Source organism: Rhizobium giardinii bv. giardinii H152 (genome assembly GCF_000379605.1).
In the GTDB taxonomy this organism is placed as follows: Bacteria; Pseudomonadota; Alphaproteobacteria; order Rhizobiales; family Rhizobiaceae; genus Pararhizobium; species Pararhizobium giardinii.
The window spans coordinates 81672-95796 of sequence record NZ_KB902657.1 but is presented as its reverse complement, the minus strand read 5'-3'; the positions used below and the strand labels follow the sequence as shown (position 1 = coordinate 95796).

General features: G+C 58.4%; 12 protein-coding genes and 1 pseudogene. 5 read left to right on the top strand and 8 right to left on the bottom strand.

Features of this window, described 5'->3' with window-relative positions; translation table 11 throughout:
* Positions 1-220: 220 nt before the first annotated feature.
* Both A3AY_RS0114210 and A3AY_RS35295 read left to right on the top strand, forming a co-directional pair.
* On the top strand, positions 221-976 hold the full coding sequence (locus tag A3AY_RS0114210) for an IclR family transcriptional regulator (protein WP_018326332.1): 756 nt from the start codon (positions 221-223) through the stop codon (positions 974-976).
* Between the two features lie 15 nt (positions 977-991).
* Positions 992-1682, top strand: a pseudogene (locus tag A3AY_RS35295) (molybdopterin-dependent oxidoreductase).
* Here the strand turns inward: A3AY_RS35295 and A3AY_RS0114190 are convergent.
* Positions 1667-2551 carry a helix-turn-helix domain-containing protein gene (locus A3AY_RS0114190; protein WP_018326328.1) on the bottom strand — a complete coding sequence of 295 codons (885 nt, stop codon included), beginning with the start codon at positions 2549-2551 and terminating at the stop codon, positions 1667-1669. The pseudogene A3AY_RS35295 and the gene A3AY_RS0114190 sit on opposite strands and share 16 nt — an antisense overlap.
* A 117-nt stretch (positions 2552-2668) precedes the next feature.
* Here A3AY_RS0114190 and pobA point away from each other — a divergent pair, with 117 nt between their 5' ends.
* A complete protein-coding gene (pobA, locus tag A3AY_RS0114185) occupies positions 2669-3841 on the top strand; it encodes a 4-hydroxybenzoate 3-monooxygenase (protein WP_018326327.1) in 1173 nt (390 codons plus the stop codon).
* A gap of 261 nt (positions 3842-4102) precedes the next feature.
* Here the strand turns inward: pobA and A3AY_RS0114180 are convergent, their stop codons facing one another.
* From A3AY_RS0114180 to A3AY_RS0114165, 4 genes are all read right to left on the bottom strand, one after another.
* Positions 4103-4846: an amino acid ABC transporter ATP-binding protein gene (locus A3AY_RS0114180; RefSeq protein WP_018326326.1), complete on the bottom strand. Its 744-nt coding sequence runs from the start codon at positions 4844-4846 to the stop codon at positions 4103-4105.
* A gap of 1 nt (position 4847) precedes the next feature.
* Positions 4848-5783: an amino acid ABC transporter permease gene (locus tag A3AY_RS0114175; protein WP_234913207.1), complete on the bottom strand. Its 936-nt coding sequence runs from the start codon at positions 5781-5783 to the stop codon at positions 4848-4850.
* Between the two features lie 146 nt (positions 5784-5929).
* Positions 5930-6781, bottom strand: coding sequence for an ABC transporter substrate-binding protein (locus A3AY_RS0114170; RefSeq protein ID WP_018326324.1), 852 nt, complete (start codon positions 6779-6781; stop codon positions 5930-5932).
* Positions 6782-6807: 26 nt separating this feature from the next.
* A complete protein-coding gene (locus tag A3AY_RS0114165; protein ID WP_040668720.1) occupies positions 6808-7587 on the bottom strand; it encodes a gamma-glutamyl-gamma-aminobutyrate hydrolase family protein in 780 nt (259 codons plus the stop codon).
* A gap of 61 nt (positions 7588-7648) precedes the next feature.
* Between A3AY_RS0114165 and A3AY_RS0114160 the strand changes: the two genes are divergently transcribed.
* A complete protein-coding gene (locus A3AY_RS0114160; RefSeq protein ID WP_018326322.1) occupies positions 7649-8350 on the top strand; it encodes a FadR/GntR family transcriptional regulator in 702 nt (233 codons plus the stop codon).
* Positions 8351-8457: 107 nt separating this feature from the next.
* Here A3AY_RS0114160 and A3AY_RS0114155 read toward each other — a convergent pair whose 3' ends face one another.
* The 3 genes from A3AY_RS0114155 to A3AY_RS35290 form a co-directional block, all read right to left on the bottom strand.
* Positions 8458-9951 (bottom strand): aldehyde dehydrogenase family protein, encoded by a 1494-nt coding sequence (locus A3AY_RS0114155; protein WP_018326321.1) that lies wholly within the window; start codon positions 9949-9951, stop codon positions 8458-8460.
* 95 nt (positions 9952-10046) lie between these two features.
* Positions 10047-11396, bottom strand: a complete 1350-nt coding sequence (locus A3AY_RS0114150; protein WP_018326320.1) for an aminotransferase family protein — start codon at positions 11394-11396, stop codon at positions 10047-10049.
* A 73-nt stretch (positions 11397-11469) separates the two neighbouring features.
* Positions 11470-12918 (bottom strand): APC family permease, encoded by a 1449-nt coding sequence (locus tag A3AY_RS35290; RefSeq protein WP_018326319.1) that lies wholly within the window; start codon positions 12916-12918, stop codon positions 11470-11472.
* A gap of 214 nt (positions 12919-13132) precedes the next feature.
* On the opposite strand from A3AY_RS35290, the gene A3AY_RS0114140 reads away from it, so the two are divergent.
* On the top strand, positions 13133-14125 hold the full coding sequence (locus A3AY_RS0114140) for an AraC family transcriptional regulator (RefSeq protein WP_245275919.1): 993 nt from the start codon (positions 13133-13135) through the stop codon (positions 14123-14125).

Below are 14125 nucleotides of genomic sequence, written 5' to 3'. Positions count from 1 at the left end.
AAATCAGCAATCCCTGTTGTGCGTTATTTGACGCTTGTTCAAATAACGCACAAAATTAAAGGAACTTACAAATGAGTCGTGCCGTTCGCCCCACTCCTGACGTTATCCTCGGCCTTAAGCCGAGGATCCATGCGGCATTCGGATGCGCGGGTGAAGGCAAGACCGAGACGGCGCGATATGTCTGAAGGCTGGAGCGCCACCCGATGACAGGAGATGAGCAATGCGAGAAACGGATTTCATCGGCGGTTTTGCCAAGGGGCTGAAGGTTATCGAGGCCTTCGGCGAGGCGAAACCTCGCCTCACCATCACGGATATCTCGAAGGAAACCGGCCTCGACCGGGCGACGGCGCGGCGCTGCCTGCTGACGCTCGCCGAACTCGGCTATGCCGCCTATGACGGAAAATTCTTCGAGTTGACCCCAAGGATCCTGCGGCTCGGCCATGCCTACCTCTCTGCGACGCCACTGCCGCGGCTGGTGCAGCCCTATCTCGATCAGCTTTCAGAAAAGGTTGGGCAGAGCGCTTCCGCCTCCGTGCTTGATGGGACTGAGATCGTCTATGTGGCGCGCGCGGCGCAGAAGCGCGTGATGTCGATCAGCCTGACGCCGGGCTCGCGCCTGCCCGCGTATTGTGCCTCGATGGGCCGCGTGCTGCTGGCGTCCCTGCCGGAGGCGGAGGCGCGCAAGATCGTCGAGGCCTCCGACCGCAAGGCGAACACGCCCTTCACCAAGACGGACCCGGATGTGCTGATGCAGGAATTTTCATACGTGCGCAGAGAGGGTTTTGCGCTGATCGACCAGGAGCTAGAGATTGGCCTGCGCTCCATCGCCGTTCCGCTGGAAAACGCCCGCGGCCGCGTGGTCGCCGCGCTCAACATCGGCGCACCGGCGGCGCATGCAGAGGCTAAGGACATGGTGGAACACTACCTGCCGGCAATGCGCGAAGTGCAGGCGGCGCTCAGGCAGGTGCTGGCCTGAGGCGATCCGTTAGACATGAGGACGCGTCCCCACCTTCTGCATCATGGCAGGAGGCAGTCATGCGACGACGACAGCGAGCTTACCCGCACGAAACGCCGTCGGGCCGACGAGGGGAAAGTTTTTGACCGGCCGCATCTCGCGGCCGGAGACCGACTGCCCGCCCCCGGCCAACAACTGGTGAAAAACCGGCCGGTGTTCGAGCTCGACCAGCTACCAAACATCCGTCCGGAAGGCTGGCGGCTCGATGTGACGGACGGCGCTGGAAACCCAAAGTCTTTCGGGTGAAAGGATTTTCTGGCGCTGCCGCGGAGCCGGAGCCTCTCCGACATCCATTGCGTGACCACATGGTCGCGCTACGGCAACAGGTGGGAGTGCGTGGCGACCCGCGATCTGCTCGATCTCGCCATGCCGCGCCGGAAGCGGATTTCGTTCTGCTGACCGGCTATGACGGTTATACGACCAACCTGCCGCGTGCCGATTTCGCCGTCGAAGACGCCATCCTCGCCACCCATTGGGAAGGCCAGCCGATCCCCGCCGAACATGGCCGGCCGATGCGTTGGTCGTGCCGCATCCCTATTTTTGGAAGTGCGCCAAGTGGCGGACGCGCATCGATTTCCTGCCCGGCGACCAGGCCGGTTTCTGGGAGCGCAACGGTTATCACATGCGCCGCGCTCCCCGGGGCGAGGAGCGTTATTCCGACGACTGAGCGGCGAGCCGCGCCCGTTCGGTGAGCCGGAAGGCCCGCGGCGTCTCGCCCGCCTCGCGCAGAAAATAGCGGGAGAAATAGGCGGGGTCGGCAAAGCCGAGCCGCAGGCCAATTTCCTGCGCTGACATGTCGGTGAAGACCAATTCACGCTTCGCTTCGTCGATCAGTTTTCGCCTGATATAGGCGTGGGCCGAAAACCCAGTGGCCGCCTTGACGATGCGGTTCAGGTGGGTCGGCGAGATGCCCAACACTCCGGCATAGAAGGCAGCCGGCTTCTGGGCGCGAAAATGCTGCTGGATCAGGCCGTTCAGGCGCTCCATGCGCTGCGCCGTCTCGCCCGTGCCGTCCGCCGGATTGTCCCGGCGCCAGAACCGCGCCGAAAGTGTCAACACCGAGACGAGGTAAGCCTCCATCAGGTCGGTGCGCCCGCTCCGTCGGGCGGCCCATTCGGCGGCGAGCCGTTCGAGCGTGGCGCACACGAAAGCGCTGTCGGGATCCCCCCCACCAAGCGGCGTCAACCGCGGCTCCGCCACGAAGCGCGCAGTCTCGCCGGCAAGGCCTAAGTGCGAGGCGAGCAGCGTGAAAACGTACCCGTCGACATCGCGCGAGAACCTGAAACCGTGGCCGATGGCCGGCGGCACCGTAACGATGGTGGGCGGGGTAAGCGTCAGCCGTCTTTCGCCGAACAGCGCATCGCCCGAGCCGCCGGAAATGTACAGGATCTGGAAGAAGCCCTCATGCCGGTGCAGGGCGATCTCGAAGCGGTGAAGGCTGCTGCGTGAGGGGATCGTTTCGCAGTGCAACCAGAAATCCGGCGCATTGCCGGCCCTTTCGCCATAGAGGTCATAGGTTGGGACGGTTTTGGTCATCGCGGCGACGCTCCTTCGTCGTGTTCGATTTGTACAAGATGAGGACCGATCCGTCCATTGCCCGGCACCACCCCTTCCTGTGACAATTTGCCGAAAGCCAGTTCGGGAGGATTTTTCATGCGTGTTCAGGTCGTCATCATCGGCTCGGGTCCGTCGGGCCTACTGCTCGGGCAGTTGCTCGGCAATGCCGGCATCGAGACTGTTATCCTCGACCGCTCCAGCCGCGAGCACATCTTGAGCCGCGTGCGCGCCGGCGTGCTGGAGGAGGGCACGGCGCAGCTTGCGGACAAAGCCGGCGTCGGCGCGCGCATGGTCGCCGAGGGCCTGCCGCATGATGGTTTTTCGCTCGCTTTCGACGGGCGCGACCACCGCATCAACCTCTTCGATCTCACCGGCGGAAAACGTGTGCTGGTCTATGGCCAGACGGAATTGACGCGCGACCTGATCGAGCGGCGACAGGCCGATGGCCGGCTAACCATCTATGAGGCGGCAAATGTGACGCCGCATGATTTCGACGGCCAAACTCCCTTCGTCACCTATGAGACGGACGGGGCGACGCACCGTATCGACTGCGATTTCATTGCCGGCTGCGACGGGTTTCACGGCGCCAGCCGCAAGGCCGTGCCTGAAAAGGCGATCCGCACCTTCGAGAAGGTCTATCCCTTCGGCTGGCTTGGCATCCTCGCCGATGTGCCCCCGGTCAGCGACGAACTGATCTACGCCAACCATCCGCGCGGCTTTGCGCTCTGTTCCATGCGCTCGCACACCCGCAGCCGCTACTACATCCAGTGCGCGCTGGAGGAAAAAATCGAGGACTGGTCCGACGATCGTTTCTGGGACGAGTTACGCCGCCGGCTGCCCGCCCATCATGCGGAAGCCATGGTCACCGGTCCGAGCTTTGAAAAATCGATCGCGCCGCTGCGCTCCTTCGTAGCCGAGCCGATGCGCTTCGGCCGGCTCTTGCTTGTCGGCGATGCCGCCCATATCGTGCCGCCTACCGGGGCGAAGGGGCTCAACCTTGCGGCAAGCGACGTGCACTACCTCTTCTCCGGTCTTCTGGAGCACTATCAGGAACGCTCGAATGCCGGGCTCGACGCCTATTCGGCAAGGGCGGTCGCGCGGGTGTGGAAGGCGGTGCGTTTCTCCTGGTGGATGACGACGATGATGCATCGCTTTGCCGACACTGGAGAGTTCGGCCAACGCATTCAAGAAGCTGAGTTGGACTATCTCGTCCAGTCCCCTGCAGCCTCCGCCGCGCTTGCGGAAAACTATGTTGGCCTGCCCTACTGAGCGGAGGAGGCGGCAGGGCTCTTTTGGATCGGTAGAAGAAGAGGGCGACCATGCGAGCAGGACGGGAAGGGTTCTGATAGCTACGGGCATAAGCGTTGTCCGCGGTAAGCCAAAGCTATGCCCTCCGTTGTCGCCCATCGCGTTGGCAAAAAGTGCTGGCCCCGAACTCAGGGAAACGCTTATTTCAGTCACCTATCAGTGATGCTTCCTCCTCGCCTCGGAAGCGAATCTATCACCATGATCCCGCAATTGGAGCCCCTCTTAAAGACGCCCTGCGTCGATGATCTGCTTAAGGAATGCGCGTGTACGTTCTTGGGTGGGTGAGCCGAATATCTGCGCTGGTGGGCCGGCCTCGAGGAGTCGACCCTGCTCCAGGAACACGACAAGGTTTGAGACTTCTTTTGCGAACTGCATTTCGTGGGTAGCGAGGATCATTGTCATCCCCTCCTTTGCGAGATCACGAAGAATATTTAGCACCTCGGCGACAAGTTCTGGGTCGAGGGCAGACGTGATCTCGTCCAATAACAGGGCCTCCGGCTCCATCGCGATTGCGCGCACGATCGCCACGCGCTGTTGTTGCCCTCCTGACAACTGGTCCGGATAATATTTCGCTCGGTGCCCCAAATTGACCCGTTCGAGTAACTCTGCAGCTCGCGCCCGCGCCTTTTCGCGCGAATGATGCAGGAGCTTGATCGGCCCAGTGACGATGTTCTCCTCGACAGACAGGTGCGGAAAAAGGTTGAAAGACTGGAACACCATGCCAACCTTGCGACGAAGTCTGTTGAGGTCAACGCCGGGCCCGGAAACGACGTCGCCGTCGACACGGATTTGTCCATTGTTAATTGTATCCAGTGCGTTTAGGCACCTTAACAGAGTGCTCTTTCCCGAACCAGACGCACCTATCAGCGTGACGACTTGATGCCGATCAACATTCAGGCTGATACCTTTCAGGACCTCGTGCTCGCCATAGCTTTTTTGAAGGTCTTCGATTTCGATGAATGCCATTTCAACCTCTTAAGCGTTTGTTAGCCCGCGCAAGTCTCCAGTCGACGTAGCGCGTCTGAGGTATTGTCAGAACGACAAATACAATGGCTACGACTGATACCGAGGACAGATTGAAGCTGGAGGATGCATAGAACTTCGCTTGGTTGAAAGCATCTAGCGTCCCGATGACGTTGACGAGCGAGGTGTCCTTCTGAAGGGCAATAAATGTGGACAGAAGAGGTGGCACCACGAGTCGGATGGCCTGTGGCAAGATGAACCAACGGAGCGTTTGAACGTAGCTGAATCCCAGGGAACGACTGGCGGACCACTGAGACGGATGAATGGAAGCGATCCCGGAGCGATAGATTTCCGCGACGTAGGCGCTGTATGTAAGGGTCAGAGCGATGATTGCGAACCAATCCGGGGACAGGCTCGCAAGGACAGGCAAATTCGTCAATGGCAGACCGAACCCGATAAGATAAAGAACGATGATTGCCGGTACCGCGCGCATGAGGTCGATATACGCAACGGCCATGAAGCGGATCGGAGCGCCGGCCTTTCCGGGAGCCATTCGTGCCACGGCGAGGACCAAACCGATCACCAGGACCAAAATCTGCGAGATGACCGCCAACTTGACGTTGACGGCGAAGGCCTGGAGCACATCAACAGCGCTTTCGCGCATTAGTTGCCATTGGAGGAAGGTCTGCTGGAGCTTCCCGTCATTTTGCAACAGAAGCTGCACGAAGCAGAAAATGGCGAGCACTGCGAGGCTCAAGCCAAAAGCGATGAATGCGTCTTGTCGCGAGGCGGCCGCGGAAGAACGCGCAGCGAGAATATTATCGGCCCGCGTTTGGCGATTTGCCCGCATTGCCAGGGTCATTGACCAGCCTGCCATAAGCAGCACCAGCGCTCCGGCGGCCATGGCAACGACGATCAGCCATAGGCTGATCGTCTTCAAAGCGGGATCCGCGATGCCATTCCTGACTGTGCCCCCGAGTGTAGCGATTATGAACAACAACAGCAGGGAAACGCCGACCGCGGTGGAAGCAATCGGCACTGCGCGCGGAGCGGGGCTAAGCCTTTGCATGGGAAATCCTTTTGTTATTAGGGCAGTTGCCACACAGGCACGCTGTTGGGATCTTTCCCGAAAAGGGGGGCGAGATAACTGGCAGACAGGGCGACGATCGTGCCATCTTTCATCATGTCACCGATCGCCTTGTCGATCGCGGCGGAATTTTTTGAATTCTTCGGTGTAACCGCCCCATAACCTTGATTGACGTCATACTGGCCAATGACCTCGGCTGCTCCTTTGGTGCCAGCGGTCGCCGAAAGAACCAAGGTCGTATCCGAGATAATCGCGTCGACTTGGCCGGCCAGCAATGCAGTCACCAGATCGGGTTGGGTTTGGTAGAGCGCGGGCTGACGGCTCGGCTTCAGGGTGTTGATCACCCAGTCCGATCCCATATTACCTTGAACGACACCGATGTGCTTCGATCGGATGTTGGACGCCGTAACTTCCGCACCGTTCTTGACGGCTACCCCGAGGTTCGAGTTGAAATAGGGCTGCGAAAAGTCGAATATTTGCTTGCGCTTGTCGGTGATCGTCGTTGTTGCTATCGCTACATCATAGCCCTTGGCGGTGCCGGATATGTATTGATCCCAGGCAAGATTGAGTAGCTTGAGGTTCTTCAGACCGGCGCGGCGAGCAATCTCGGCAGCCATGCAATATTCAAAACCGTCCTGGGTGGAGGCCGGCGACATGCCGTTATACCAGCCAGGGTTGGGCAGGACCGTGGCGACGATTAAGGTATCCGGTTGATCGGTCGTAAGGCTTATCGACCCTGCTGGTTCCTTGGGGTTGCACTTGCCATAGGATGGAGCCACGCCATCGGCGAGGGCGTGCTCGGCCCCGAAGATTGCAATAACCACTGCTGCTAGAATCTGCTTACGTTTCATGTCTTCTCTCCCATGAAGTTTCTAATTCAGTCCCGCGGCCGAGCTCGATCTTTGGCGGCCCAAAGGAAATGCTCAATGAGCGATCGGAAGTCCTGCTTTGAGGCCGCAAGCGCTTCGGGGTGCCATTGCACACCGACCATCCAATGTTCACCGGAATTCTCTATAGCCTCGACGAGGCCATCGGTGGCCTGCGCGGCGATCGTCAGTCCGTTACCGAGCCGGCATACGGCCTGGTGATGCGCGGATTGAACGGAAATTTGTTTGTCGGGATAGATGCTGGCGAGGCGACAGCCGTCGGCAATCTGCACTAGATGAGAAACCATCACCGAATTTTCGTCATTGCCGATGTGGATCGTGTCGGCGCCGATGTCCTGGATGAGATCACCTCCGCGCAAAATGTTCATCAGCTGCATGCCGCGGCAGATGCCAAGAACGGGAATGCCACGCGCTTGGGCCGATGCCATCAGATCGAGCTCGAACTTGTCCACTTCGACATTCAAGCCGTAGATGGTGTGGGAGGTGGCCAACTGTCCGTAACAACTAGGATCAGCGTCGGCTCCTCCAAGCACAAGTAGACCGTGTTTACAGTCGAGCAGCGTTTCCGTATTGCTGTTCGGATTGGAAGCTTCCAGAAATGAGCCGCTCGCTCCGCACGCTGCGAGTTCGTCCAGGACATTGTCGGCCAGAGACCTCAATGCGCGTTTTAGATTGTCGCTCGCGCCAGGTGGCACCAAGGATCCAACGACGAGAACCTGAGGCGCGTCAAGGTCGGCAGGCGCGGAGCGTGAATCGATTGCTTTTGTCATGTGTCATGACCTTCCCTAGTATCTAAGCCAAGCAAATAAACATCTAAAGTCTAGAGGTCAAATGAAATTTGTATACCCACTGAGTGTCGCCTCTGTGTCCACGCCCAGCCTCGTAGCAAAACGGGTGCATGAAGCCATTGTCAGCGGCGAGCTCCGTCCTGGCGATCGGCTGCCATCTGAGTTCGAATTGGCGCAAGGTTTCGGTATCGCTTTGATGACAGTCCGGGGGGCGCTTACCGCATTGCGTGATATGGGGTTATTGACGACTGTGCGGGGACGACACGGGGGCAACTTTATTGCAGAGGACGTCGGGGATCGGCTGGCGGAAGCAGCACGAAAAGCACCGCTGAATCGGGCTCTTCTACGCGATCTCACGGACTGGAGGCGCGCTATTTCGGGTGAAGCCTGCTATCTGGCTGCCGAACGCTCAACGCCAGAACAGTTATCGCAGATCCGTTCGTTAGAACAGGCATTTAACTCGACAGATCAATTTCCGGACCTGCGCTTTGCCGATGTCAGGCTGCATGTCGCCATTGCCGAAGCGTCGGGTTCATCCCGGCTGATAAGGGCGGAAACGGAGCTTCAAGTTGCTCTAACGGACGTCATCCTATCGACCGATCGCCCCGTTAGAAGCCGCAAACTGACCTCGTATGATCATGGTCCGATAGTCCAAGCCATAGAGCTCGGACACGCTGCGCAAGCGCGGGAAGCGATGATCCGTCATGCTGAGGACACGTTCAACTGGGCTGTCTTATTGGTGTAAAAGCAGGCCTGGCCACCCGTTTCGTCCCTGCGGTTTGCCCGAATGAGCTGCCAGCTAGCGGCCTTTCACCGCCAGCTGGCACTGATAGTATTGGGCCGCATTCAAGGCTAGAACGGCAATGCAGCTTTCCTGCGCTGTGTGCTAATCCAGCGCTGAACCGTGAATGCCTCGATGGCGCCCTTGGGACCCCATTTCCCGCCTCCGCCCGATGCTCCAATTCCGGAGAACGGGCAATGCGGCTCATCGTGGACTGTCGAAGCGTTCACATGGACCATTCCGGCATTGATCCGCTCGGCTAGAATTTCACCGGCCTGCCCGTCGGCAGTGACGATGGCAGCGGTTAGTCCGTAGTCGCTGTCGTTCGCCAGTGCAATGGCGTGTTCCGTGTCATCAGCCGGAACCACACAGGTGACAGGACCAAAGATCTCCTCGTTCCAGATGCGCATGCCCGGCGTAATACCGGTCAAGACGGTGGGCTGATAGAAGGGGGCCTGAGCGTGCCCACCACAGCAAACGATCGCACCTGCGGCGCGTGCTTCGTCGACCAATGCCACAACGCGTTGGAGTTGACGATCATTGATGATTGGACCGATGACAGAATGGGGATCATCAGGCGGGCAGGGAGCAAACTTCCGGACTTTCTCGACCAGGTTACGGGTGAACTCGTCATAGAGTGCCTTTGCCACGATCACACGGTCAGTCGACATGCAAATCTGGCCCTGATGCAAGAACGCGCCAAAAAAGGCGAGATCCACAGCATGGTCCAGGTCAGCATCCTCGAGAACGAGGATCGAGTTTTTTCCGCCAAGTTCAAGCATGATCGGCTTGAACAGACGGGCGCATTCGGCTGACAGCTGCTGGCCTACCTTAGTCGAACCAGTAAAGCTGATGCCGGCGACCTTCTTATCGTTTACGAAGGCCGTCCCAATTCGGGGAGCGCTCTCGCGCGAAGCGGTGACGACATTGAACACGCCCGGTGGAAAACCCGCATCAGACAGGAGATGTGCAAGCATCAACCCACCGGAGACCGGGCTATCCTCCGACGGCTTGAGCACAATCGTATTCCCTAACGCAAGCGCGTAGACGAAGCCCCGCACTGACAGATAGAGCGGGAAGTTCCAAGGAGAAATCACGCCGATCACACCACGTGGTCGACGCATTGTGCGGTTGATACGACCCGGCACATTCGATGGAAGCACCTCGCCGATCTCACGCGTCGTTAGTCCTGCGGCCTCTCGCAAAGCGACCGGAATAAGCGAGCATTCGTACATCGCTTTTCCGAATGTTGAGCCGGTTTCGGCAATGAGTGCTCGGGCGAAGTCATCACGCCGCTCCACGAACAACTCGGCGGCACGATAAAAGAACGACGCCCGATCCGTGGGCGACAATTCTTCCCACATCGGCTGTACGCCGGCGGCTGCAGCGATCGCGCGATCAATATCACCCGATGTTGAATCGGCGATCCTCGCTATGAGACGTCCCGTCGTCGGATCACGATCCTCGAAATACGCTGCGTGAGATGCGTCCGACCAATGCCCCCCGATGAATAGTTTCTGCTCTGGGGGAGTGGTATTCTCTTCGATATTCTTCCAGTAAAACATTCTGGATTTCCTCCTTTGATTGGACATTTCTTATTGGTGCTCTGTCCGAGGATGGATGTAGGGGCGGGTTGGCGCCCCCTGGTTCGGTCTGGAAGTCAGGCCGCCACAACGTTTGTGACCGAGCCATCGACTCGAACGCGCTCCAAGACGCTGGCGACCGAGTCGATGGCGCGGTCAGCTTCACTCTCCGTGACGACGAGAGGTGGCGACATGACGAGCACATTTTCGTTGGCCATTCTGACAATGACGCCGGACTCTCGCTTGATAACATCAGGAATTGCGTTGTCGGGAAGAGGCTGGCGTGCCTTCTTGTCGGTTACAAGTTCAATGGCAATGCCAAGGCCAGCGTGTCGGATCTCTCCAACGCAAGGAAGATCCTTGATCCGCTGAAGGCTGTCGGAGAAGTACTGCCCCATGATATTGGCCCGCTCGACAAGCCGTTCCTCCTCGAGAATGCGAAGGTTTTCGAGCGCGATTGCGCAGGCAACCGGATGTCCGCTGTAGGTGTATCCAACCGGAAAGCCATGTCCTTCCCGAACAGCATCGGCTATCTCGCGAGTCATCAGAACTGCACCCAGGGGGATGTAGCCGCTCGAAATTCCTTTTGCCGTCACCAGGATGTCGGGTTTGACATTGTACTTGTCAGCGCCAAACCACGAGCCGATACGGCCGAAAGCCGTTACGACCTCGTCAAAGATCAGCAGGATCCCGTTCTTGCGAAGGACCTGCGCGACCCGCGGCCAGTAGTCATCGGGCGGAATGACCATGCCACCGACACCCATCACCGGCTCGCCGATCATTGCAGCAATGTTCTTGGGCCCGATCCGAGCAACGGTGGCTTCAAGCTCGGCAATACAGAAATCCGTCGTGGACTGCCCATCATAGCGCCACGTTTGAAATGGCTTGGGAGGGGTCAGATGGTGCACGTGTCCGATACCGGGCCCGACGCCAGCCTTCAATCCGTCAAAGCCGGTCGCCGTGCCGCCCCCGTAGGCAAGCCCGTGATAGGCATCGTTGCGAGAGAGGATCCAGGTACGCTCGGGTTCGCCACGGTGAGCATGGAATAGCCGCGCGGTCTTGATTGCGGCATCATTGCTCTCGGAACCACCGGACGTAAAATATACAACGTCGAGCCCTGTAGGGCTGAGGGTCGCAAGTTTTGCAGCAAGGGTAATCGCCTTGTCGTTGGAAAACTCCCAGAAGGCGGTTGCATATTCGAGCGTGGCCATCTGCTTTGCAGCAACCTCGGCCATTTCGGGGCGTCCATGGCCAATCTGGGCCAGCCACAATCCCCCGGTCATGTCGAGGTACTCGCGCCCCTCGACGTCCCAAAGGTTGCATCCTTTGCCTTTGATGAAGATCGTTCGCTCTCGGGTCTCCAGCGGAAGAAAAGTATGGATCATGTGCTTAGCATCAAGATCGCGCAGGCGCTCATAGTCACTCATTGTTCACTCCTATGTTAATGTTTGCCGCGCGTCGGCCAGCGCGACGCGCAATTGCGCTGAGATGTCGTTGGGATCAGGCTTCCGCGGTGGCGGCTGCGAACGTATTATCCAGCCGGTCGTACAGTGCAGGATTTGTCCGGCGGATACGTAGCGCTGTCACCACACCTGCCGCGGCGATGACGAGGACAAATACCGGAAACAACGTCACAATCACGCTCTCGCTTCCTGTGAGCAGCGGAAGATTTCGGGATACCTGGACGAATGCAGCCAATAGAGCGAGGCCGGCTACCGCCGGAGCAACGAACACACGCAACGCCGAGTGTTCTCCAGGCACCTTGGCGAAGTACGCGATAATCGAAACCGAGACCAGGACCTGGATCGCAAGAATTCCGATACCCGCAAACGCCACCATCCAGGAGAAGACCACGGCATAGGGATCGGCATTGATCAGCGTAAACCCGATCAGGATCGCAGCGACCAATATCGCCTGAACACGACCGGCGACATGGGGTGAGGCATGGGTCTGATGGACGCGTGCAAAACCTGCCCACAAGAGGCCGTCCCGGCCGAGAGCAAAGAAATAGCGGTTGAGTGTGTTGTGGAAGGAGAGGAGGCAGGCAAAGAAGCTCGTCAGCAGCAGCATGTTCATTGCAACGATTGACCAGTCGCCAAGCGTTCCAGCAATGGCACTGAAATAAAATGTCTCCATCGATGCGCTCGCCTTGGAGGCGACGCTCGAGGCGCCGTAATATTGGATCACGGCCCAGCTGACGAGCGCGTAGAACAGGGTGATGATCGTCACAGCCGAAACGGTGGCACGCGGGATCGCTTTGTCAGGATTAGAAGCTTCCTCACCGAAAATCACAGTTGCTTCAAAGCCGATAAAGGCGCTGACCACGAAGACGAGAGTCACACCGATGCCCGGTGAAAAAATGTCGCTTGGTTTCAGACCTGCCATCGTCAGGCCCTCAGGACCGCCACCGTGGAAGACGACGCCTATGGCGAAGAGACCCAGGATCAAGAGTTCCGCGATCATACAGAAACCAAGGAGACGCCCGGAGAACACGATGTGACGCTGTCCGCACCACGAAACAACGAGAAGCACCAGTAGCGACCATACCCACCAGGGCACAACGACGCCGAGTGGCGCGAGCGCCGCGTGGGCAAACACGCCGAGAGAGGCGTAGATACCAATCTGAATCGTGAAGTACGTGGCGATGGCAAGAAAGGCACCAGCCACACCAAGGGGGCGACCAAGGCCCCGGGAAATATAGGTGTAGAAGCCGCCGGCGCTACTGACGCTCCTGGCCATTGCAGTGAATCCGGCGGAGAAGATCAGGTAAAGAATCCCGACGAGCAGGAACGCTCCGGGCACGCCGATATTTCCGAAAGCAAAGGCCGGTGGCGTTGCTCCGACAACCGCCGCCATGGGTGCAGCCGCAGCCACAACAAAGAACACAATATGCGCCACGCCAATTGAATTGGATGCGAGTGAACGCTTCTCAGCGATCGAGCTCTCCATGATAAACCTCCAAAGTTCCCATTTATGGTTCTATTTTGGGTTTGGAGTGTGAGACCGTACTCTGCTCAGGTCTATTGCGGTTTGTGACAAAATTGCGATAATTTGCGCCAGCACCCGCGACGGAGGAGACGATGTGCCGAAACTACTGTTGAAAGATTGGGAGCGCAAAAGCGCCCTGATCCGCGTCTTTGTCCTGCAGGTCGTCATCCAGGGCTTGGCGGGCGAGGGCGACCGGCTGAATGCTCTTCTCAAACGGCATAACCTTTCGGACGCGCGGCTCGGCAATCCCTATGCGACTGTCGACCTCGCCGATTATCTGGCGTTTTTCGAAGACGCGGCGGCAACCTTTTCGGACCCGGTCCTGGGGGCACGACTGGGAATGAACCTGCGGCCCGGTGATTTCTGGCCAATCGGCCTGGTTTTGATGCAGGCGGGATCGATAAGCTCTGCGCTTGCCCATTTCTGTCGTTACGCGCCAGCCTTCCAGACAGGGTCGACCTTCCCGCTGCGAAGCTCCGCTGAGGGATTGATATGCAGCTATGATGTGCATAGCGCGCCCTTCGATCAGGATCTGTTCAGGCAAGACAACGAGTTTACGCTCGCTTGCATCTGCAGCCAAATACGGACGGCTTTCAATAAAAAATGGAGGCCTTTGGAGGTCCGCTTCAGACACAGGTCCCACGGGCAAGACCGTCTCTTGGAACGTCTATTCGATGCGCCCGTCCTTTTCGGGCAGACTCACAACTCGCTGGTTATGGATCCCAGGGAGGCTGAACAGCAGCATCGAAAGGAAGATCGCGAGCTGATAAGCATTTTGAACCAGCATCTCGGCACCCTCGTCGCCGCAAGCAACATCGAGCTTTCCGTAACCGAACAGGTTCTGGCACTGATCCATGTGAAACTGGGAATCTCCAGCGTTGCAATTCCCGACCTTGCTAAGGAAATGCGGATGACTGCACGAAGCCTGCAGCGAAGGCTGGAAGAAGAGGGAACATCTGTACGCGAAATATTGCAGGAGCACCGGCAGCGCATGGCCGAGAATTATCTCAGCAGGGGTGACATGACGATGGACGAGATATCGGTCGCGCTCGGCTATGCCGAACCCTTAATCTTTGCCCGAGCCTTCAAATTGTGGACTGGGTCTTCACCTTTACGGCGCCATGGAAACAAGGGACTCGTCCGGCCTACATCGTCTGCCGAAGAGTGA